We start from the raw sequence: 22089 nt of genomic DNA on the forward strand, positions 1-22089 counted from the left end.
TCAAATAGCGGCACGTTATACAAGTGCTGTGACCGCAGGGTACGGCTCATATCTTGGGAAGGTGCGGACCATGGTGGTGACCGCTCTGCAGATGCTTTCTTTGCAAAAACTCCGCGAGAATCCTGCGGATCTGGAGGCGGTCTACTTCCGCTGGATACGGCCCGATGCCTCGGCCTCGACCGTGACAGATCGTGCCGGACAGATCTTCCGGCACCATCTGGAACTGGCGACCTCGCGCCGGCCCGGCTCCGCGACCACCCGCGTGTATCGGCCGGGCGATGACAGTGGCCTCGGCCCGGCGATCCAGATCGTCAACGATGACATGCCCCTGCTGGTCGACTCGGTGTCCTCGATGCTGCGCCGGCTCGGCGCCGTCGTCACCGAAGTCGTGCACCCGGTCTTCGATGTGCTGCGCGACAATCATGGCCGGTTGCGCGCCGTCGCCCCGAGCGCCGGCGCCGACCTCGAGGTCGGCGATCACAGGACCTCGGAATCCTGGATCCACGTACAGCTCGCCGTCGGCACCGGCGAGGAACTGCTCGACAGTATCGACCACGAACTCTCGGCGCTGCTGGCCGTGATTCGCCGGATCGCACAGGACACCGCCGCCATGACGACCACCGCGCTGGAGGTGGCCGCCGACCTCGATAGTGCTGCAGCCCATTCCGATGACCTCGAGAGCGCCGACTGCGCGCAACTCTTGCGCTGGCTCGGCGACGGCCGCTTCACCCTGCTCGGTTACGGCTACCGCCGCATCGATGATTCCCCGACGATGCCAACTGCCGATCCGATGCTGCTGCGCACCGCGGGACTGGGCATTCTGCACGAGCAGCTCGCCGCCTATATCGACATTCCGGTCTTCACCCCCGACCACACTGTGCTACGCCTGTCGGGCGGCTCCCTCGACGCAGTGCTGCCCGGTTCACCCGACGGCTATATATTCAGCATCTCCGATATCGACACCTCGACAACAGATCCCGACGCCAAGTTCGGTCCTCCGGTGCGGCTACGGGGCGTGCATCTGTTCATCGGAACCTTCACCGTGACCGGCCAGCACGAGAACATTCTCGACATTCCGGTGATTTCGCGGCGGGTCCACGAGGTCATCGAATGGGCAGGATTCGCCCTGAACTCGTTCTCCGGCCAGGCGCTGCTGGAAATGCTGCAGACCTTTCCACGCGCCGAGCTGTTCTCCACCGATGCGCGCCAGTTGTTCGAAACCGTCTCTGCGGTCATGGATCTGGGCCTGCGACGGCAAGTGCGGCTGTTCCTGCGGCCCGATCCGCGCAGCAACGCCGTCTACTGCCTGGTGTACCTGCCCCGGGACCGATACTCCACCGAAGTACGCCTGCGCATGCGCGAGATCCTGCGCGCCGAATTCGACGCCGAACAGCTCGGCTACTCCGCCCGGGCCACCGAATCGGAGCTCGCCGTGGTCTATTTCACGGTCCACCGCCCCGCCGATGCGTCCCCGGCCGATGTCTCCGAGACCAATCGCGAGCGAATCCAGGAACTGCTGTTCGCCACCACACGGTCCTGGACAGACCTGATGGTCGCCGAGGCCGCGGTGGGATCGGAAGTGGCGCAGGAGGTTGCCAGCGACGACGCCACCTCCTTCCCGGCGACCTACCGGCAGGAGTTCGCGCCGGACCGAGCGCTCGCCGACCTGCGCCGCCTCCGCAGTCTCAGCGAAGGTTCCATCGATACGAATCTGTACCGCAACCCTGCCGCGCCGGCGGGGGAGTGGCGGTTCACGCTCTACATCCACGGCGCCGAGGTGTCGCTGAGCCGGGTGTTGCCCATGCTGCACAGCCTCGGTGTGGAGGTCCTCGACGAGCGCCCCTACCCCATGACCCTCACCGACGGGTCCCGCCGTTGGATCTACGATTTCGGCCTGCGCGTGCCTACTGTACTGCTGCGTGACATTACCGGTCCCACCGATCGAACAGCGTTGCCGCAGAACGGTGTTCGCGACAATTTCGCCGACGCCATGGCGGCCATGTGGTTCGGCCGCACCGAAATCGACGGCCTCAACGAACTGGTGCTGCGGGCGGGGCTGACCTGGCGGCAGATCTCGGTCCTGCGCGCTTACTCCAAGTATTTGAAGCAGGCCGGTTTCGCCTACTCCGTCGGCAGCATCACGCGAATGCTGCAGAGCCATCCGGACACCGCGCGTTCGTTCCTCGAACTGTTCGAAATCCGTTTCGATCCCGCGCGTACCGGTGAACTGGTCACGCTACGGGCCGTCGCCATCGAGGAACACCTGAAGGCGCAGATCGATGCGGTAGTGAGTATGGACACCGACCGCATTCTGCGCGCCCTCCTGGGCCTCATCGGGGCAACGCTGCGGACCAACTACTTCCGGACCGACGACTCGGGTGAGGCGCGAAACTACCTCTCGTTCAAGTTCGATCCGCGCCTTATCGCCGAATTACCCGAACCGCGACCGCAATTCGAGATCTTTGTGTATTCACCGAAGGTCGAGGGCGTGCACCTGCGGTTCGGCCCCGTCGCGCGCGGAGGACTGCGCTGGTCTGACCGTCTCGATGACTTCCGCACCGAGATCCTGGGCCTGGTGAAAGCCCAGGCGGTCAAGAACGCCGTCATCGTCCCCGTCGGGGCAAAGGGCGGATTCGTGGTGAAGCAGCCCCCGGCCGCCACCGCCGACCCGGTGGCCGACCGGCAGGCGGTGCAGGCCGAAGGTATCGCCTGCTACCGCACCTTCATCTCCGGACTGCTCGACCTCACCGACAATATCGATTCCGCCTCCGGGCGTGCGGTACCGCCGCCTCGGGTAGTACGCCGCGACGGTGACGACACCTACCTGGTGGTCGCCGCCGACAAGGGCACCGCCACCTTCTCCGATATCGCCAATGATGTTGCGCAGCAATACGGCTTCTGGCTCGGCGACGCCTTCGCCTCCGGCGGCTCGGTCGGTTACGACCACAAGGCCATCAGCATTACCGCCCGCGGCACCTGGGAGAGCGTCAAGCACCACTTCGCGGAGATGGCTATCGATACCCAGACACAAGATTTCACTGTGGTCGGTGTCGGCGATATGAGCGGCGACGTATTCGGCAACGGCATGCTGCTCTCACGGCACATCCGCCTGCTGGCAGCCTTCGACCACCGCAATATCTTCCTCGACCCCAATCCCGATCCCGAGATCTCGTTCGTCGAGCGCGAGCGCATGTTCGCCCTGCCGCGTTCCTCCTGGGCGGATTACGACCGGTCGCTCATCAGTGCGGGCGGCGGTGTCTACGACCGGACGGTGAAGTCGATTCCGGTCAGCGAGCAGGTGCGCCGAGCGCTGGGGCTGGCGGCCGATGTGACGGCATTGTCTCCGCCGGAGCTGATGCGCGCCATCCTGAAGTCCCCGGCGGACCTGCTGTGGAGCGGTGGTATCGGTACCTATGTCAAGGCCAGCAGCGAGACCAACGCTGATGTCGGCGACAAATCCAATGACGCGATCCGCGTGAGCGGCAACGAATTGCGCGTCAAGGTGATCGGCGAGGGCGGCAACCTCGGCGCGACGGGGCTGGGCCGCATCGAATTCAGTCGCAACGGCGGCAGGTGCAATACCGACGCCGTCGACAATTCCGGCGGTGTGGACTGCTCCGACCATGAGGTCAACATCAAAGTCCTACTGGACAGTGTGGTCGCTGCCGGCGAACTGTCGATTCTCCAGCGCAATCTACTACTGGCCGCAATGACCCCCGAGGTCGTCGAACTCGTTCTGCGCGACAACATCTCACAAAACTTCCGGCTCGGCATCTCACGCGCGCACGCGCCGCAGATGGCAGCCGTCCACCGGCGGCTACTGACCGATCTCGAGCAGCGACGAGGGCTCGACCGCACCCTGGAGGCACTGCCCTCGGATGCGGAAATGCAACGTCGAATCACGCAGGGCTCCGGTCTCCTCTCCCCGGAACTGTCCAATCTTCTTGCACACGTGAAGCTTTCACTCAAGAGCGAGCTGCTGGCTGGAAGTCTTCCCGATCACCCGGCATTCGCATCCGCACTGTCGGACTACTTCCCGCAGCCGCTGCGCGAGCGGTTCGGCGATGCGCTGCGCCGCCATCCACTGCGGCGGCAGATTATCACCACCAGTGTGGTCAACCGCGTTGTCGATTACGGCGGCACCACCTATGTGTTCCGCCTCGCGGAGGAGATGGGGGTCAGCGCCGACGACGCGGTGCGGGCATTCACCGCGGTCGCGGAGATCTTCGACCTGTACGAGCTGTGGGACCGTATCCGTACCGCCCCGATGCCCGCCGCGGTGCGCGACGACCTCGAGCTGGAAACCAAGCGCACCCTTGACCGCGCCTCCCGGTGGTTGCTGACCAACCGTCCCCAGCCTGTCGCGATCGGCGCGGATATCGCGCGGTACCGCGACGGTGTCCGGGCCTTGAGCCCCATGGTGCCCGCATGGCGGCCAGGCTCTATCGCCACCAACGTGAGCGCCCGCTCGAGCATTGCCATCGAACGCGGCGCCCCGCGAGACCTGGCAGAGCAGGTGTACCTGCTGATCTACCGGTTCCCGCTGTTGGACGTGCTCGACATCGCCGAAATCGCCGATCGGAAACCAGAGGAAGTGGTCGCGCTCTACTACGCGCTCGACCAGCAATTCGAGATCCAGCGCCTGCTCGACGCCGTGGTCGGCCTCGAGCGGACCGACCGCTGGCGCACCCTCGCCCGCCTCGCCGTCCGCGACGATCTCTACGCCTCCCTGCGCTCCCTGACCCTCGATGTCCTGAACGCGACCGCACCCGAGGACACCGCCGAGGACAGAATCGCCTACTGGGAATCCATCAACCGCTCGCGCCTCGTCCGAGCCCGAGCCGCCCTCAGCGAGATCTTCGCCACCGGAACCCTCGACCTGGCAACCCTGTCAGTGGCCGCTCGACAGGTGCGCAGCATAGTGACCAGCATCGATTCGGTGGTATCTACCTCACCGCCTCTCGACTGAGCCTCAGGTCAGTTACCCGCCCACTGCGAAGGAGATCAGGGAGCAGGGGGCTCGACGTGAGCCACTCACGCGAGTCCCCGCGCTCCACGAGGTACTCCGGTACGCATGCTTCTCTAGACCGTGTCTCAGGTGAACGATTTCGATCTCGCCTTCGCGAGTTTCTTGTTGCGTTCGATGACCCACCGGTGTCGGCCCAGGGGTGCGGCTCTTCTCCGGTGACCGTTGATCAGGCCGCAATCTGATGGTCGTCGGGGTGGACGCGTCGATGTTCTCGCGCGAGGTGGAAGGGCCAGTATGGTAATACCGCAGTTCTGACACGGCTTTTGTGAAGATTTCCGACGGATTCGATGCCAGAAGAATTTGTGGTTCGCTATGTCTGATTCGAACATATTGAGTAATAGAAACTTTCTATTATTGTGGACCGGCAATGCCATCTCGAATGTCGGGTTGAAGGGCGTGCAGATCGCCTACCCCCTGCTGGCTTTGATCCTTACCGGTTCTCCGATCGTGTCGAGCATCGTGGCATTTGCCATGATATTGCCGATGGTGATCTTCGAAATTCCAGCCGGCGTCGTGGCTGATCATTGGAATCATCGGCGGGTTCTCTTGGCGTGCCAGCGGATGGGACTGGTGGCAACTCTGCTCGCGGCAATCGTCATCATAATGGAGCCGCCGGGTTTGCCGCTGTTCCTGACTGGTGCTGCGTTCGCTGAAGGTACGGCATATGTATTTTTCAACACCAGTGAGCTGATCCTCATTCGGGATATCGTTACCGAAGATGAGCGGCCCGGAGCTTTTGCCTTCTTCGATGCTGAGCAACATATAGCAAATATAATAGGCCGGTCAGTCGGTGCGGCAGCGGTTGGAATTGCTCGCACTCTACCTTTTTTGGCCAATGCCTTGTCTTATCTATACTGTCTGTGGACACTTTCGAAGATACGTGACCAGGCCCCGGCCAAGTCGGAGTCTGAATCCTCGAATATCGTCCGGATCTGGGACTGGCGACATTTCCGGGTAGGAATGCAGATGGTCTGGGATGAACCTATGGTTCGTGGTGGCACAATTGCTCTCGCGGTAGCGAATGCGATACTCCAGGTCTTCGTACTTCTGATTACCTTGGACGTCAGAGCTAGCGGCCACTCTGCCTGGGCGGTCGGTGTCGTCTTAGGGGCAACTGGTCTGGGCGGTTTGCTCGGTGCAGTCCCAGCTGCAAGTCTCGCAAGCCGTATCAGCCCCCGGATCGCGGTCACCGTGATGGTGTGGGTATGGGTCTTTCTGTGTATGACCATGGTGGCAAGCTCAAACCTGGCCGCGCTCACAATATGCTGGATGGGCGTAGGTTTCGTGGTACCGCTCGGCAATATTCCGCTGACCCTCTACCGCCTGCGCGCCTTCCCCGATGAGCTGGTCGGCAGGGTGTTCGGCGCAACCAAGCTCATTGCCCACAGCGGCGGAGCCGCGGGCGCATTGCTGGCTGGGCCTCTCCTGTCGACCCTGGGGACCGCGACTACGGGATGGGGCCTTGTCGCCGGAATGGTTCTACTGGCCCGGTACGCACGACGCCTCCCGGAGCGTCCGCCCGCGGCGTCATCGCATCAGCGATCCGTCGGTCCGCCGCCGGCAACCTGGATCACCCGGGCTTCCCGAAATATCCTGGAGAATCCCTGACAACACACTGCTCCCCGCTTGTGGAAACTGCCGCTGGTCCCGAAGCAACGCTCGTGGACAGGCGGCGCGGTTCCCATGCATGGGGATATTCGTAGTCACTTGATCGAGTATTCTTGGGTGACGGAGATCTTCTCATCCGTATTCTGTTGTTACCTTTGATTAAGAAGTTGATGCATCGTGAGCGAACAAGATCAATCATTCAAGCCGTCGCTGGACTGGCCACTCCTGGTAAAGGTGCATACCGCCGGCGGTAGCGAAGGGCCCGGGGCCAGTTGTCCCGCGCGGGTTCCAGTCGACTTGGCGCGGGCGCTGGGTATCGATCCCGATACGGACAACAGCTCGAAATAGAAACAATTCGGAAGCATCATGGAATTCGACTTGCAAGATTTCGATGCGGATCGTTTTTTCGACGAGATAGTACATCGCCTCGACAGGGCCGGCGTGCTGAAATCCTCGCCGACGGATTTGAAACACCCGGAATGGCCGTCGTGGACCAAGGCGCCGCTTCGTTCGGGAGCGACTCGGCAGATCGGGGTGGTGGAGTTCATCGGTGATCAAGGCTATGACGAACCCACGCCTCGACAAGTCAACGAGACGTTCGGATTTCATGATTTCAGCATCGATATGTCGGCAGTTCATGCGAAATCCAGATCCGTCAGGTCCGCGATAAGGCACTATTTTCCACCGGATGATTTCTTCGGCCGGTATCTGCCGTATTTCACCGACAACCTCGATCGGGAAACATATCTCGAACTGGTGCGGACTGCGATAGATTTGATTCCGCACCAGTTCAATTTTCTTTTGACCCCCGAATCGGCGCCGATTGATATCGCCGAACGATATCTGAGTGAGCGGGCCGAGATTGCACGCTTCGCTCTACGTCAATCCGACCTACGTGCACGCGCGGCAGAACACCCCCAATTGGTTCTGGCTCTTGCGGTATTTCACGCGGCGCACGGTGCCTATACCAGAGAACTGCGATACGCCGTCGATAGGTCGGACCTGGGGGAGTCGGCCAAGGACGTGGCATACTACGTATTGGACGAACCGCTTGCCCAGTTTGATAACTTCATAGTATTCAGCACGCTGCTTCTCTTGATTATCTTGAGTTTGGAGCGCGCCGACGGCACGGCTGCTCCGGATTCGGGGAACGATAGGGATATCGACGCTATCGCTTCTGGGTGGCAATTGTTCTTCAGGTCGCAGATCTTGCACAGCAGCGATCTGGGCGCCGGTTTGAGAATGACGTGTCCAGCGAGCCCTCATCTGGCTGAGGCGCAGCGTAGGCGTGCCGTGGAGAGAGTTTACCAATACATTCTCGAAAATCAGGGTAACGCGCTGTTAGGGGAGCTCATCCCCGACATTGCGAAGACCTGCCGAAGTGCATGGGAATTCAAGCAGAAGCACTTTGAAGACTTTCTCGTAGGGGCACTTAGGAAGGGAGAAAATGCCCGGGGCGGACAGGGTCTGGACACGGAAAAGTTCACCCGCACCAGTCTCTGAATCTCGTCTATAACGGCCGGGTGGCCCGGGGGATCTCAACCCTCGGGCTCCCGCAGCCCCGGAGCCTGGGCAAGCCGCGCCAAGAACCCGCCTGAGTGGGCGGCCCGCCGTCGTGAATTTCTAATTAATAATTTCTCGTCGGTAGAGATATTCAGAGCTTCTTCATCCCGTGCCACTTCGATCCTCTCATGATTTTCTCGCCAAGGTTTGGTTCGTCGCCGGAAAGTGAAACAAGTTCATTCGGGGATGGATATCCTGCCACGTGGCCTTGAAATCTTGCCAGTATGTCATCTAGTTGGGCCTTGTCCGCACTGGAGAGCCCCGGAGTGCTCGTAACCAAATGACTAATCTGAGCCCTGATGCTGTTGACAGATCCGCGGAGTTTTCCCGGATCCAGGTCCCAGCCGAAGCCTGCTCGCGCCCACGTGTAACCCCCATCCTGCAGGTCCGCGTACAGCTCGATACGGTCAACCCCTGATCGTCGGTAGTACTCCTCGATCGCCTTGGAAAATTCGGTAGAGAATCCTTTGCCGCGAAATTCTGGCCAAAGACATATAACCCTGTTTTCAACTACTAGTTTGCCTTCGTCATCGCGGCTGAAGCAATGACTGATAATTCCCGCTGATTGCTCGCCGTCTCGGATGGATGCGCTCATCAATAATTCTTGCCTTCTCCGCCCTGCAGCGGTCCAGCTGATTTCGTAGTCTGTGGACACGTTATCGAGTCGGTACGGTCCGTACTGGCGCTCGAGCCCTTTCAGCGCCAGGTTCACGGTCTGATGGTCTAGACGGTCTGCGTCGACCAGATCGCCCAGAGGCGCCACATGGGACAGATCGGGAACGTTTTTCGATGGTGCAGCCGAGGGTTCTGCGGCTGTGCGGCCGACCTCTGCGCCGCCTATTTCGTCTGCCTCTCGAATATCTCGGACGGAGCTGGCAGCCGGGTAGGAAGCACTGGGTAGATTTCTTTCCAGCCCTTCCATGTGATCGTGTGCTTCGACTTCGGCGCGAGAGAACGATTGCGCTGCGCCTTTCGACGCGTCGGCGTACCCCCTGGTGATATCGGCCGCGGCCGGACCCCCACAGCAGACCTCACCCAATATGCAGTCACGTAGAGCGCGCCAGGCAGCAGCAAGCATCCCAGTCACGCCGCTCGACCTCCATATACGACCTAGCGTGCGGGAGTGCCGCAGTCGCGGCAGAATTTTGCGGTGTTGGACAGTTCTGCGGCGCAGCTCGCGCAGTGGCGGGGCCGGCGGGGCGCTAGCTCGGTGCCGCAGTCGCCGCAGAACCGCGCCCCCGGGGCGGTGGTAGCCCCGCATGAGGTGCACGGGGGTGACGGGGGAGTGGTCGCCATCGGTGCTGGGGCCGAGTGTTGTTGCAGTGCACTTATTCCCATTGCCGCGCCCAGAAATCCGCTGTCGCCGCCGACACCATGGGTCAGGCCTCGCCCGGCGCCGAGGGCGAGTTCGCCCATGGCGTATCGCTGGAAGTCTCCGGTCATTCGGATGTAGGTGACATCCTTGGCGAGCCGTTTGAGGCGATCGGCGTCCTCCGGATCCAGGGTGATGTCGAAGTTGCCCATCCGCGGGATGCGCAGCCCGAATTCGTAGAGGGCGATGTTCGTTTCCCGCAGGACTGTCGCCTCGATCGGGGGCAGGTGCGCCGACAATCCGAGTACCGGCCATTCGCGGCGTGAAATACCCTGTGTGACAGCGATCTTCATCGACTTGAGGAGCAGGTCAGCGGACCAGGTCGGCGCCGCGCCGGGATCGGCGGGAGCGGAGGTGCCGACGAGACCGGTGATCAGTGCCGCCGGGTCTCGTACCGACAGGGCGAATTCGCCGAAGGCCCGCAGGGTCACCACCTGTTCGCTGACCGGGTCGACGATATCGGCGAGCCGGCCGCCGAACCTGATGCCGGGAAGCTCTCTGGCTGAGACGAAATACAGTTCGGCGCGGTAGTAGTTGCCGCCGGTCAGACTGTCCACGAGGGCGCCCAGGACGGGCAGTTCCTCGGCGTCGATGCGATGCCGTCCGGGGCCCAGCGTCGCTATTACCGCGCCCGATCGGACGAACAAGGCCGTCTGGTCAGCGTTGACGATGGCACGGCTGTAGCGGCGGATGTTGAGATCCGGCCATTTGAAGACCAGTTGGTTCTTCTGGGCCTCGGGCACGGCGATGAACTCGCGCTCGAACCATGCCATGGGTACCCTCCATCGCTGACTGACCCAGCGAGTGTATCGATGAATAGCGGTGCGTTCAATGGGATCGACCGGCGGGTAGCCGAGTAATCACCAAGGTAACCAACGTGTTTCGTTCACAGGGCGATTCTAGTCACCTATTGAACGTGCCGTTATATAGCGGTACATTATTGCTCGATATGACCCGCGTCACCTGAGAGGCCGTCATCATGACTACCGTTCGCCACCCCGAAGCGCCACACGCTTTGGCCGATGAGGACGCGGGCTACCACAAGTCGCTGCGGCCGCGACAGCTCCAGATGATCGCGATCGGCGGCGCCATCGGCACCGGCCTGTTCCTCGGCGCCGGCGGCCGCCTGGCCACCGCGGGACCAGGACTGTTCCTGGTCTACGCGGTCTGCGGCGTGTTCGTCTTCTTCATCCTGCGCGCACTGGGGGAGCTGGTCCTGCACCGCCCGTCCTCGGGCTCGTTCGTCTCCTACGCCCGCGAGTTCTATGGCGAGAAGCTGGCTTTCGTGGTCGGGTGGATGTACTTCTTCCACTGGTGCATGACAGGCATCGTCGACATCACCGCGGTCGCCACCTACATCCACTTCTGGGGTTCGCTACAGGTGATCCCGCAGTGGCTGATCGCCCTCATCGCACTGGCCATCGTCGTGAGCATCAACCTCATCTCGGTCCGCTGGTTCGGCGAGCTCGAATTCTGGGCCGCATTGGTCAAGGTCGTCGCGCTGGTTCTGTTCCTGGTCATCGGCACCGTCCTGCTGGCCAAGCGCTCTTCCGTCGGGGGAGAGCGCACGGGATTCAGTGTCATCGCCCAGCACGGCGGCCTGTTCCCCGTAGGCCTGGCACCCCTGGTAGTAGTCACGACCGGCGTCGTATTCGCCTATGCCGCAGTCGAGTTGATCGGCACCGCGGCAGGGGAGGCGGAGAACCCGGAGAAGATCATGCCCCGGGCCATCAACTCCGTCATCGCCCGCATCGCCATGTTCTACGTCGGCTCACTGGTGCTGCTGGGCCTGCTGCTCCCGTACACGGCCTACAAGGCCGGAGTGAGCCCGTTCGTCACCTTCTTCGTGAAACTCGGTGTGCCCGCGGCCGGTACGATCATGAACCTGGTCGTGCTCACCGCGGCGTTCTCCAGCCTTAACGCCGGCCTGTACTCGACCGGCCGCATCCTGCGATCGATGTCCATGAACGGCAGCGCGCCACGAGCAGCGGCCCGGATGTCGAGAACCGGAGTCCCCTATGTGGGCATTCTCGCGACCGGCTCTATCGCATTGATCGGTGTCGCACTCAATGCCGTCATCCCCAACCAAGCCTTCGAAATCGTCTTGAACATGTCGGCCCTGGGCACCATCGCCTCGTGGACGGCCATCATCCTGTGTCAATTGAAACTGTGGAAGCAGTGGCGCGACGGACAATCCGAGCGCCCCGCCTTCCGGCTCATGGGTGCCCCCTACACCGGCTACGCGACCCTGCTCTTCCTCGCCGGAGTCGTCGCACTCATGGCCTTCGGGCAGGACAATGTCCAGCGCGGCTCGGTGCTCGCCACCATCCTGGTCATGGCCCCCCTGCTCGCCGGCGGCTGGTTCCTGGTCCGGCACCGGGTGCAGCGCCTCGCCGCCGAACGCCAGGGCTTCACCGGGCAGTATCCGATCGTCATCGAACGCCGCCCACGGTTGCAGGACGCCCCGGTAGAGGACGCACACCCGGTGGCCGCGCCGACCGTCCTCGAGGCGATCGAACAATCCGACTTCGAGTAGATCGATACCGGCCGGACCCGGCGCCGATCCCCACCGTGGCGAATCCCCTTCCCACGGTGGGGAATACGGCATGCGCGCAGCATTCGGGGCACCACGAGAATGGGACCTCGATTTACACGGTCGGCGCGAGAGGTTTCCATGCCGGAACAACCCCCCACATCCGACCATCGAGCACCCAGCCCCTGGGGGAACCGGCGCATGCGTGGCACCGAAGCGCTGCAACGGACATCTCACCCCTGGGCGACCCGGCGCCCAGCCGGCACCGATCCAGTGTCGCGATTCGCCGCCGACATGACCACAGAAGACCTCGGGCTCGCCACCCCCTCCAGTCGCAGCGCCCGATCACGCCCCAGCGTGCGACGCCTCGGCGGCGGCCTGGTGGAGTTGCCGAGAGAGACCCCCGTCGATCCACGGCAGGTCGTACTGCACAACCCTGAGGTCCCCGAGCCGAAGCGATTCTGCTGGAAATGCGATCGCCCGGTCGGCCGCCGAACCGGCGAGCATCCCGCCGCAATCGCGGGTGAATGCCCATACTGCCACTCGCCCTTCAATTTCCGGCCGCTGCTGCAGGACGGGGAACTGATAGCCGGCCAATACGAAGTCCAGGGCTGCCTGGCGCCCGGCGGGCTCGGCTGGATCTATCTCGCCGTCGACCGCAATGTGAGCGATCGCTGGGTCGTGCTCAAGGGCCTGCAGAACCCCCTGGACTTCGAAGCACACATCGTCGCTGTCGCCGAACGCCAATTCCTCTCCGAGATGGCCCATCCCGGCATCGTGAAGATCTACAACTTCGTCAAGCACGCCGCGCCAGGGGGCGCACCGGACGGCTACATCGTGATGGAATACGTCGGCGGACGAACACTGAAAGCCATTGCCGACCAGCGCGGGCCCGACCGGCTCCCGGTCGCCGAAGCCCTCGCCTACGTGATGGAAGCCCTTCCCGCACTGGACTATCTGCACTCCTTCGGCCTCGCCTACAACGATCTCAAACCCGCCAACATCATGATCACCGAGCAAGAGGTCAAGCTCATCGACCTCGGTGCGGTGGCCGCGATGGACTCCTTCGGCAGCATCTACGGCACCCTGGGCTATCAAGCACCGGAGATCCTCACGACCGGGCCCACCATCGCCTCCGACATCCACTCCGTCGGGCGGACCCTGGCAGCGCTGATACTCGACCTGGACCGAGACGAGCAAGGCAACTACCTGCCCGGCATCCCCGATCCGGCGCAATGCCCGGCACTACGCCGGCACCCGGCCCTCTACCGACTACTGCGACGCGCCACCGACCCGGACCCCCGCCGCCGCTTTCCCTCCGCGTACTCGATGTACTGCCAGCTCGGCGGCGTGCTGCGGATGGTGCTCGCCGCCGACACCGACACCGAGCACCCCCAGACATCGATCGAATTCGGTTCCATGCGAGGTGATTTCGGAGTTGCGATGCTCATCGCACGGACCGACGGCATGGTGACCAGCAGCGGCGAGGAACCCGGCCTCGATCCGTGTGAGATTGTCGCGGCGCTGCCGGTCCCGCTCATGGACAGTGAGGATCCCTCCGCGGATCTGCTGTCCACCCTGCTACACGCCGAGCCCACCTACGCCCTCGACGCCCTCCAGCGCACCCACAGCAGAATCCTCGCCGGCGCGATCGCGGCACCGGAATCCTACGAGCTCGAGGGCGCACTGACGGCGGTGCGCGCCCACCTCGATCTGGGCCGGACCCTCCCGGCCCGGCAATTGCTGACCGAGCTCACAACCCGATACAGCCATGACTGGCGAATCGACTGGTTCGCCGGGATCGCCGCCCTGCTCGATAGTCATCCCGACCGCGCATACCGGCACTTCGAGACCGTCTCGGCAACATTGCCCGGCGAGATCGCGCCGCTCGCGGCGCTGGCCGCCAGCGCCGAACTCGCGGGGGAGGGCTCCCCGGGCAAGGACGATCCGCGCTGGCAGCTACCGGCATCGGAGCACTACCGAATGCTCTGGCAGGTCAATCACGGCGTGATCAGCGCGGCAGTCGGCCTGGCCCGCCGTCTCGTAGCCGCAGGCCAGGTACTGCAGGCCGTCGAGGTCCTCGATCAGGTACCGGAAGCCTCCCGGCACTTTCCCCTGATGCGGCTGACCGGAAGCCTGCTACTGGTCTCGCGTCCCGTCGCGGCGATCACCGACTCGGACCTCGCGACCGCCGCCACCCGACTCGAGGAACTCAGTCAAGAGCCACGCGCACTTCAACTGCGGGTCGTCGTACTGGGAGCAGCCCTCGAATGCCTGCGCGCGGACGGGCGCCCCGAACGGCCGGAAACGACAATCCTCGGATTCGAGGTCACCGAGACCGGACTGCGCCGTGGTCTCGAATCCTCTTTACGTGCCCTGGCGCACAGCGTGCCCGACCGGTTCCACCGCTATCGCCTCATCGATCTGGCCAACAGTGTCCGGCCGCGCACCCTGCTGTGACTACTGACGATGCAGGCGGATCAACAACACCACCGGTATAGCTCCCAGCAGCAGCAACCACATGCCATTACCGAGGGCCAGGGCGAAGACGATCACGAACATCGTGATCGCAACCCCGCGCACCATCAGCCGGGGCGCCACACCGGGATAGGCCACCGGCTCGAGCGCCGGGGGCGCCGGCAGATCGGCGAACATCTCCGCCAGCTGCCGTCTGGTGTCCGCCCGCCACACATGTGAAGTGCGCTCATCGAATTCGGGTGCGGTCAACCGCCCGAAACTGAAATGCCGGGAGAGCTCCTGCAGAGCCCGTTCTCGCTCCGCGTCACTCACCCGGGCATACGGCGATTCATCCATCGAGACAGGATAGAACTCGCACCAATGCTAGGAAGGTCACCAATCACCAAGGGCGGGAAGGGGTTTCATTGGACGCGTCGAGGAATAGGCCATTCCGTATCGGCACGATGGGCAACGCGACGCCGGGCGGCACTCCGCAGTAGGTTCGATGTGGTTTCCTTTAGGTATGCCAGGAGGGCCCGAATACACCATCGACGAGCTCGCGCGGGTCGCCGACACCACTGTGCGCAGCGTGCGCGTGTATCACGAGCGCGGAGTTCTCCCACCACCTGAGGTACGGGGGAGGACCGGCTATTACGGGGCCGAACACATCAATCGGGTCCGCACGATCAGCCGTTTGCTCAATCGTGGAATCAAACTCAACGGGATCAAAGAGCTGCTGGCCGCGCTGGACAGGGGGGACGATCTCAGCGATGTCCTCGGTGTGGTCGACGTCGATCAGCAGGAATCGGGCGCGAACGCGGACTACTACACGGTTACCGCCGCCGAGCTGCAGGATCGCTTCGGCGAAGTGCCCGACGGGCTGGCCCGGGTCGTCGCCGCCGGAATCTTCGCGCCGGTCGACGCCACGACCTATCGGGTCGCCGATCACGATCTCGCGGGGCTCCTGAACTGCCTGGCCGCCGCGGACGTGCCCACCGCTGACATCCTGCACGAGGTCGAAAGGCTGCGGACCGACTGCGATCGGGTCGCGCACCGGATCGTCGGCCTGGTGCGCGAACACGCGTGGGAGCCCTACGCGCACTCCGGCCGCACGCCTGAGGATCTCGCCAAATTCACCGCGCGGGTCAATGCCTTGCGCCGGGACCCGGGCCGGGCGGCGGGGGATCTGGTGGGCAAATTCATCGAGCGCGAGCTCGAACAGGACCCCGAAATCCGCGAGCTGCTGCAGAACCCCTGATCGAGCGCTGGTCATCTTCCCAAAGGTGGTCACATTCGCAAATAATGCGCCGCTAGATGTCGGTACGTTAATCAACGTCAGTGTTAGTGCCGTTATACGAGTCGCGGTCGGCCCGGAACGGCAGACGGCGAAACGGAGACATCGATGGTCACACGCGCACAACACAATTGGACGCCCGCCCGCACCCCCGGCCCCCGATGGCGGGCCCGCGTCATATCGGCGACCCTCGCCCTGGCCGGAGCGTTCGCTCTCGGCGCGGCGACAACCCCTGCGGCAGCGGATATTTCGCATGCGGGATGTCTGTGGGCGAGTGCCGGCTACCGGCAGGGCGGCACGATCTACGCGGGCGGCTGGGCCTTCACCTGCGGTACCGATGGTTTCGGCGGGGCGCGCTGGGACCGCACTTCGGCCACGGGGCGGCAAGGCTCGGTATACAGCCCCGGCGCCGGTAACCCGGTCGGCCAGTTCAGTCCCGGCGCGTTGCAGCCCGGTACCGACTACAACGACTACTGCGTCGGCAATCAGCTGATCGAAGGCCCGGACGATGTCTACGAATTGTTCCCCGTCGCAGGCATACTGCTCTGGCATTCGGCCGGCCCGGTGTCGCAGTGGGCCTTCGATTCCCCGGTGATCCGGCCGGCCCGCACCTGGCGAAGCTCGAGCATGTGTACCGACGGCGTGCTGTCCTGACCCCGGCGCCACAACCATCTCGTATGCCGGGACACCACGCTGGTCCCGGCACACGAGTGGTCGAATGCGGATTTAGAAGGCGGGGCAGTTCACCACGAGCGGCCAGCACGTGCGCTGACCACCGTGGCTGTTGATCAAAGGCGGTCCAACGGGAAAATAGTCCCGGTCGGCTACCCGTCGACCCTCGGTCGTCCCCGACTCGACAATCCGGTCGCCCACCCTGCGATTGTCGGTCGAACCATTTGGCGCCCAGCCCCGATCCGCGACCCGGCGGCCGTCGATGGCGCCCGGCCGCGGTCCGCCGGAGCTGCGGCCGCCGGCAGGACCGGAGTGGCTGTTCCCGTGCCCGCCAGCGCTACTGCCCGTGTGGTCGAGAGCGTGCGAGACGTGCGAGCCCACGGGAGCTGCGCTCGCCACGGCGGTGCCCAGTGCCGGAATGACCGTCAAAGCACAGGCGAAGAGAGCGGAGGCGAAGAACTTGCGAGTGGTGGCCGGCGTGCGCATCGATGAGTTCCTTAGTCGCAGTCGATTCGCGGATTCATCCACGCCCATGGGCGGTGCCAAACCCGTGATCGATAACGTGCCGTTAGATAGCGTTACACCAACTAGTGTTCCATCACTCAGGTTCGATCTGTTCTCGCCCACGGGAAGAACTAAGAGCTACCGCATCGGTTACCCAACAGTCCACGAGTCTCTGGCTCGCCCGACCGTCTCCCGCTGCCCGCATCCGGCCTCGCGCTAGGACCGTGCGAACGTCCGCAGGTCGTTGGTTGAGGTGTTCTCGGTGCGAGTTGCGGCCCGTTGGGCGGTTGGCCAGGCATCGAGGTCTGGCTGGGGCAGTGTCGAGGTTGAGGTCTCGTTCGCCGCGTCAATCCTGCACGCGCTGTTGCGGCCCTGCGGCCGTGACCTACGAACAGGCAACGTGACCCCGACCAAATCCCCGGTCGACTACTGCTGAGAGCTCGGGCCCGGTGGGCCTTGATCGTCTGGCCAGGCACTTCATAGAACCGCAGAAGGAGAGCGAATCCGAATTTCGTCGCCCCTCCCCGCCCGGGCGACTCTGCTGACTCGTCCCCGACCAGCGTCCCGTTCCTGATCAACTCATCCTCGTCCAGCACATGCCACGAGATATTCAGGCTCTCTCAAGCGGGCATCGCTCCCGCCGTCACGCTCTGTGCGCAGCGCCAGGACCTTTAGGAGATAACGTGCCGGCAAATAGCGTGACAATGAACAGTTTTCATCATTCGAATACGCAGTGTCCCCGCTGCCGAGAAGAACCGTGACAGGTACTCGCCACCAGCACCGACTTCGCCCCCGCTCGCCCCCGCTCGCGCCCTGCTGAACATGCTTGCCTGGCGCTTCACACACCCGAATGCTTCCGAGACCACCGATTGTGGCTGTCGGTCAGGACATCCCACGGGCGCTCGGTGCCGCCAACGAATGCCCGGCGGCGGGCGAGTGGTCGGCACGTAAGCGACCCGGGGTAGGCGGCCAGAAGGGCCGGTTCTCGGCAGCGATGGTGAAAACCCTTTCGTACCAGGGTATTTCCGTGAGGGCGAGGAGTTCGGCATCGCCTGGCATAGGTATAGGTGGGCCATCGCGTCACCCCACCTCGAGCGCGGTGCGCGCACTCGGCCAGCGGCGCGCTCGACCTGGGTCACCTCGTCAACCAGCCAATCAGTGATCACCTCGGCGTCAGCGACTATGTGAACTCACATCGTGCCGATGGAGCTCAATGGCAGAACTCCTGTTCCCCAAGCAGATTCACGCCACCGCGAGGAAAACCAGCCACTAGGAAGTCCCTCGCTTCACCGCGCAGCCCCGACTGGACGCCCAGTCGGGGCTTCCTATTGGTGTTGGCGCGGTCAGCGTTCCCAGATGTGGCTGTCGACGAACGCCGCCCATGTGCTGGCCGGGAACTCCAGGGTGGGGCCGCAGCCGTTGTCCTTCGTGTCCCGGACCTTGGTCACGTCCTCGCCGTGGAAAACCTCCACGCACTGTTTACCGCTATCGGACCGGCTCGACTTGTACCACTCGCCCTTGACCGGCTTCTTCACGCCGCGTGCTCCTTCGCGATCTTCATCATCAGATCCTCGGTGTCTTGTTCGTTCAACGCTACAGCGCGCAGGCCCTCGATTGCTTGTCGATATTGGCTGACCTCTTCGTCCTGCTCGTGGAAGACGCTGCCGATGGCGCCCTCGGCGTAAACCATTGTCGGCAGCGCCTTCCCACTCGGACCCTGGGGGAACGCCAACCAGACGAACGTCAGCATGGTCAATCCCGGATGGGTTCCGGCGTCAAACGGCACAAGGCGGATGGCAACGTTCTCCCGCTCGCTCATCCGCGCTAGCCATTCCAATTGGTTCCGCATGACCCTCGCGTCACCCACACGATTGCGCACAACAGCTTCGGACAGGAACGCCTCAAGCCTGAAAGTCGGATCATCAAGGCGCGCTTGTCGTTTCATAGTGAGCTCGATGCGGCGCTCCAGGTCGACGACCGACAGGGCGGGTTCGCTCACACGATCAAGGGCGCGCCGGTAGTCGGCAGATTGGAGAAGTGCCGGGAAGATTACCGGGTGGTGGGCGATCACATGATTGGCAATACCCTCCAGCCGCAAGAACTTCCCCGTGATGGGCGCGACCTGATCCTTGTACGCCTTCCACAACCCCCGGGTGGTGCCTTGCCCCTTGGCAGCCTTCTCCTCGGTCTTGATCTCCCGCCACAGCTCCTCGGCCTTCACCCGCGCATCATCGTTGGCGCCGTAGAAGTCGAGCAGCGCGTTGATGTGCAGCTCGCCCAGCCTCGTGAGAGAACCGTCCTCCATTCGGTCGATGGCCTGACGAGAAACGCCGATATGCACGGCGGCCGCTGTCATCGCCGGCCGAGATGCGTGTTCTCGCAGCTCTTTCATGAAGTTGCCGAAATCCAGGCGAGAGACCGTCCATTCGGTCATTTTCGTTAGCCTCGCTATCTGACGAGAGTCCGTAACAGGCGCGCCCTTGGCGGGCATGTCCGTGCCGGGCTCGTCCGTGACGGACGGTTAACTATATTTCACGAACTGTCCGTAACGGACGCTTTTTCTGACAACAATTAGGTGTCTGCTTAACGCATACCACCTGGCGATGACAGCACGAAAGGCCGCCGCCGGGGATTCATCCAAAAGCGCTGGGAGAGCCTAAATGCCTTGGGATGCTTGGGTTTTGATCTCGATCATCACTGTCTCGGCCGTCATCGTTGTCGGTGCCCTCATTGAGGACCCCAGGGGCACAGGCACATACGTAAAGGAAGGTTACGACGGGGGAGGGGTGCCGCGCCCGATCTCGATCCGCATCCGCGGCGGGCGGTCACTCGAACTCCGGCTTGCCGCAAGCGCTGCTGGGCAGCATCGGAGGCGATCGTGACCGATGAAATCCGCATCAGATCGCAGGGCAGGGGTGGGTAAGCAATGTCCGGAACGATTTCTCGTATCAGCGATCACCGGCTGCCGCCATCGGAACATCTCGAGAATCAGGACAACGTGAAAATCGAACTCCGGCGGCACCGAAATTGCGTCGCCGCCAACGCGGGAACAGCGCGCTCATGTTGCTCTAGAAAACAGCTGGCCGAGATCGCGGAACGGAACGGCTGGCCCTGGATGGACGCGTACCGGAAGTGACGAATGCAAAGGAAGACCCAAATAGTGAGGAGTAGGCCCGTGGAATTCTATGGTCCACGCTTGAAAAGATTGGAAGACTGCGACGTTCGCGACGACGACATCGAGATGAACGCAGCGGAGGCGCTGGAAGCCATGATCATTCATCGAGATTGCCATCCGGCCGTGTGCATCCGCCAGCAAGTAGCGGCGCGAACTGTCGGTATCGAGAAGGACCCATACGCCGAAAGATCGAACGTCATCCCGTTCCCGACTCGGAACTTCAAGGTGGTCGGCCATGTCACCCGCGATCCATGACCGGCAATCGGCGCTGGGCAAATGTAATGCCGCTTCCGGGCTCCCCCTGGAGGATCAGGAGCCCGGAAGCGGCGGTGCGTCACGCACGAACGCAAGGCACGAATGCCCGAACCTCGCGTACTCGCCGGATGTCACCGGTGCAAAGTGGAGGTTTGAACCGTCCCCGTGACTATCCGGAATAATGCATGACGCACCGACCTTGGGCCGCGGAACAGTGGTGAACTGCCTCGGCGTAATTCGAACAGTAACCGTGCGTGCCGATCAACCCATCCTCTCTATTCCCATACCTGGGAACAGAATTCTGCCGATCGGGTGGACTTCCCTATTCCCAAGTCAGGGAGGGTCATTCGAGATATCGATCATCTGTGCGTCCAACTGCCGGCCCGCAGGGAACCTTCCCTTTCGTGGGAACGCGTTGCCGCGCAGGGTGATCGAGACCGTCTAGCATGCCATTGACGTCGGCGGACGGAAGCTGGCAGATGGATGGGCTGCGTTGCGAAGGGTGAACAGTGGTGACAACGCTTACCTTGCCGCGCCGTGCCAACGCTCCGATATTGGACGGATACGTCGCCTACGTCGAGCCAATCCTGCAGAAGTTGCTGGACACCCTCGGTAACGGTACCGCCCAGGGAGTCACTTCCGAGACGTTGAGCGGGCTGGGTCCACCACCGTTGTCCAGCGGTGAGATGCAGGCGAGTTACAAAATCACTCAGGTACAGGCCACGCTGTTTCGGACCGAATTGAATTCACTCGATGCCAATATCGCCGATATCGCTCAGAAGTCGGCGGAACTCAGCGGCAATACGACCACCGAAGTCACGGCACTCGTGGAGACAATCCGGGAGCGACTGACCAGCGTGCCCGAGAACCCCAGCATTCAAGATCAATTCAATGCTATAGCCGACATCGACGGCGATGTTAGCAAAGCCGAGCAGGCAGTCACGCAGGCCCTGGACCAGAACAATACTCACAGCGACGCCGTAGCCCAGAACAGCCCCGCGACCGACAGCGCCTCTCCGGCAAGCTATTCCGGTGGTTCTCCCGAGAGTGCGTCGCCCAGCAGCTATGTGCCCACCGACAGCAGTGGTGGTTATAGTAGCCAGTACACCGCTCCAGTAAATTCTTCCGGTGGCACCGGCCAGCACCACACACTCAGCAAGGCCGAGATCGACGACTACATCAAGCAGGCCCTCCATCAACTCGGTATCAACGATCCGGTTTCCATCGCGAACTGGACGAAGGGTTACGAAGTTCTGATAGCACGCGAATCGGGCGGGGACATCGGTGCCATCAATACGACGGACTCGAATGCTGCGGCCGGACATCCCTCGCAAGGGCTCACCCAAACCATTCCGGGCACGTTCAACAAATACCATGTCGCCGGAACGTCATCGATCATCACCAACCCGGTAGCCAATATCGCGAGCAGCGTAGATTACGTGATGGACGTCTATCACGTCTCGCGAGACGGCTCCAATTTGGCAGCGAACGTTCAACAGGCCGATCCCAGCCGCTCGGCGAAGGGCTACTGAATCCTCGCCATTCACCGCGGACATCGCAAGCTTATTCCCACTGCTGGAAAAAGATATCGTGACTGTTAGGTTCGGCACGACCGACCGAAAGGGCG

Annotated in this window: 15 protein-coding genes; 9 read left to right on the top strand and 6 right to left on the bottom strand. The window is 62.8% G+C overall.

The window, feature by feature from the left end:
• The first annotated feature begins 70 nt into the window (after nt 1-70).
• The 3 genes from OG326_RS41905 to OG326_RS41915 all read left to right on the top strand — a co-directional run bounded on the left by OG326_RS41905 (nt 71) and on the right by OG326_RS41915 (nt 8140).
• Complete coding sequence (locus tag OG326_RS41905; RefSeq protein ID WP_327146963.1) at nt 71-4969, top strand: NAD-glutamate dehydrogenase; 4899 nt, start codon at nt 71-73, stop codon at nt 4967-4969.
• Nucleotides 4970-5341: 372 nt separating this feature from the next.
• Complete coding sequence (locus OG326_RS41910) at nt 5342-6637, top strand: MFS transporter (RefSeq protein WP_327146964.1); 1296 nt, start codon at nt 5342-5344, stop codon at nt 6635-6637.
• Between the two features lie 366 nt (nt 6638-7003).
• Nucleotides 7004-8140: a hypothetical protein gene (locus OG326_RS41915; RefSeq protein ID WP_327146965.1), complete on the top strand. Its 1137-nt coding sequence runs from the start codon at nt 7004-7006 to the stop codon at nt 8138-8140.
• A gap of 151 nt (nt 8141-8291) precedes the next feature.
• Here OG326_RS41915 and OG326_RS41920 read toward each other — a convergent pair whose 3' ends face one another.
• Both OG326_RS41920 and OG326_RS41925 read right to left on the bottom strand, forming a co-directional pair.
• Nucleotides 8292-9287 (bottom strand): GNAT family N-acetyltransferase, encoded by a 996-nt coding sequence (locus OG326_RS41920; protein ID WP_327146966.1) that lies wholly within the window; start codon nt 9285-9287, stop codon nt 8292-8294.
• Between the two features lie 23 nt (nt 9288-9310).
• Nucleotides 9311-10345: an SPFH domain-containing protein gene (locus OG326_RS41925; RefSeq protein ID WP_327146967.1), complete on the bottom strand. Its 1035-nt coding sequence runs from the start codon at nt 10343-10345 to the stop codon at nt 9311-9313.
• A 206-nt stretch (nt 10346-10551) separates the two neighbouring features.
• Here OG326_RS41925 and OG326_RS41930 point away from each other — a divergent pair, with 206 nt between their 5' ends.
• Nucleotides 10552-12108 carry an amino acid permease gene (locus tag OG326_RS41930; RefSeq protein ID WP_327146968.1) on the top strand — a complete coding sequence of 519 codons (1557 nt, stop codon included), beginning with the start codon at nt 10552-10554 and terminating at the stop codon, nt 12106-12108.
• Between the two features lie 291 nt (nt 12109-12399).
• Nucleotides 12400-14565: a tetratricopeptide repeat protein gene (locus OG326_RS41935; RefSeq protein ID WP_442791104.1), complete on the top strand. Its 2166-nt coding sequence runs from the start codon at nt 12400-12402 to the stop codon at nt 14563-14565.
• Here OG326_RS41935 and OG326_RS41940 read toward each other — a convergent pair whose 3' ends face one another.
• Complete coding sequence (locus OG326_RS41940) at nt 14566-14919, bottom strand: DUF1707 SHOCT-like domain-containing protein (RefSeq protein WP_327146970.1); 354 nt, start codon at nt 14917-14919, stop codon at nt 14566-14568.
• 166 nt (nt 14920-15085) lie between these two features.
• On the opposite strand from OG326_RS41940, the gene OG326_RS41945 reads away from it, so the two are divergent.
• Together OG326_RS41945 and OG326_RS41950 are read left to right on the top strand one after the other, a co-directional pair.
• A complete protein-coding gene (locus tag OG326_RS41945; RefSeq protein ID WP_327146971.1) occupies nt 15086-15820 on the top strand; it encodes a MerR family transcriptional regulator in 735 nt (244 codons plus the stop codon).
• A 144-nt stretch (nt 15821-15964) separates the two neighbouring features.
• Nucleotides 15965-16510, top strand: a complete 546-nt coding sequence (locus tag OG326_RS41950) for a hypothetical protein (protein WP_327146972.1) — start codon at nt 15965-15967, stop codon at nt 16508-16510.
• A 72-nt stretch (nt 16511-16582) separates the two neighbouring features.
• On the opposite strand, the gene OG326_RS41955 is transcribed toward OG326_RS41950, so the two are convergent.
• The 3 genes from OG326_RS41955 to OG326_RS41965 all read right to left on the bottom strand — a co-directional run bounded on the left by OG326_RS41955 (nt 16583) and on the right by OG326_RS41965 (nt 19466).
• Entirely contained in the window at nt 16583-17014 is a 432-nt protein-coding gene (locus tag OG326_RS41955; protein WP_327146973.1) for a hypothetical protein, read from the bottom strand.
• Nucleotides 17015-18375: 1361 nt separating this feature from the next.
• On the bottom strand, nt 18376-18567 hold the full coding sequence (locus tag OG326_RS41960) for a DUF397 domain-containing protein (RefSeq protein ID WP_327146974.1): 192 nt from the start codon (nt 18565-18567) through the stop codon (nt 18376-18378).
• The gene (locus OG326_RS41965) at nt 18564-19466 is read right to left on the bottom strand and encodes a helix-turn-helix domain-containing protein (protein ID WP_327146975.1); all 903 of its coding nucleotides are present in this window, start codon (nt 19464-19466) and stop codon (nt 18564-18566) included. Before OG326_RS41965 ends, OG326_RS41960 begins: the two co-directional genes overlap by 4 nt.
• 741 nt (nt 19467-20207) lie before the next feature.
• Between OG326_RS41965 and OG326_RS41970 the strand changes: the two genes are divergently transcribed.
• Together OG326_RS41970 and OG326_RS41975 are read left to right on the top strand one after the other, a co-directional pair.
• Complete coding sequence (locus tag OG326_RS41970) at nt 20208-20462, top strand: hypothetical protein (RefSeq protein ID WP_327146976.1); 255 nt, start codon at nt 20208-20210, stop codon at nt 20460-20462.
• 512 nt (nt 20463-20974) lie between these two features.
• A complete protein-coding gene (locus OG326_RS41975) occupies nt 20975-21994 on the top strand; it encodes a hypothetical protein (protein ID WP_327146977.1) in 1020 nt (339 codons plus the stop codon).
• The last annotated feature ends 95 nt before the right edge of the window (nt 21995-22089 follow it).

Source organism: Nocardia sp. NBC_01327, from assembly GCF_035958815.1.
Classification (GTDB): Bacteria; Actinomycetota; Actinomycetes; order Mycobacteriales; family Mycobacteriaceae; genus Nocardia.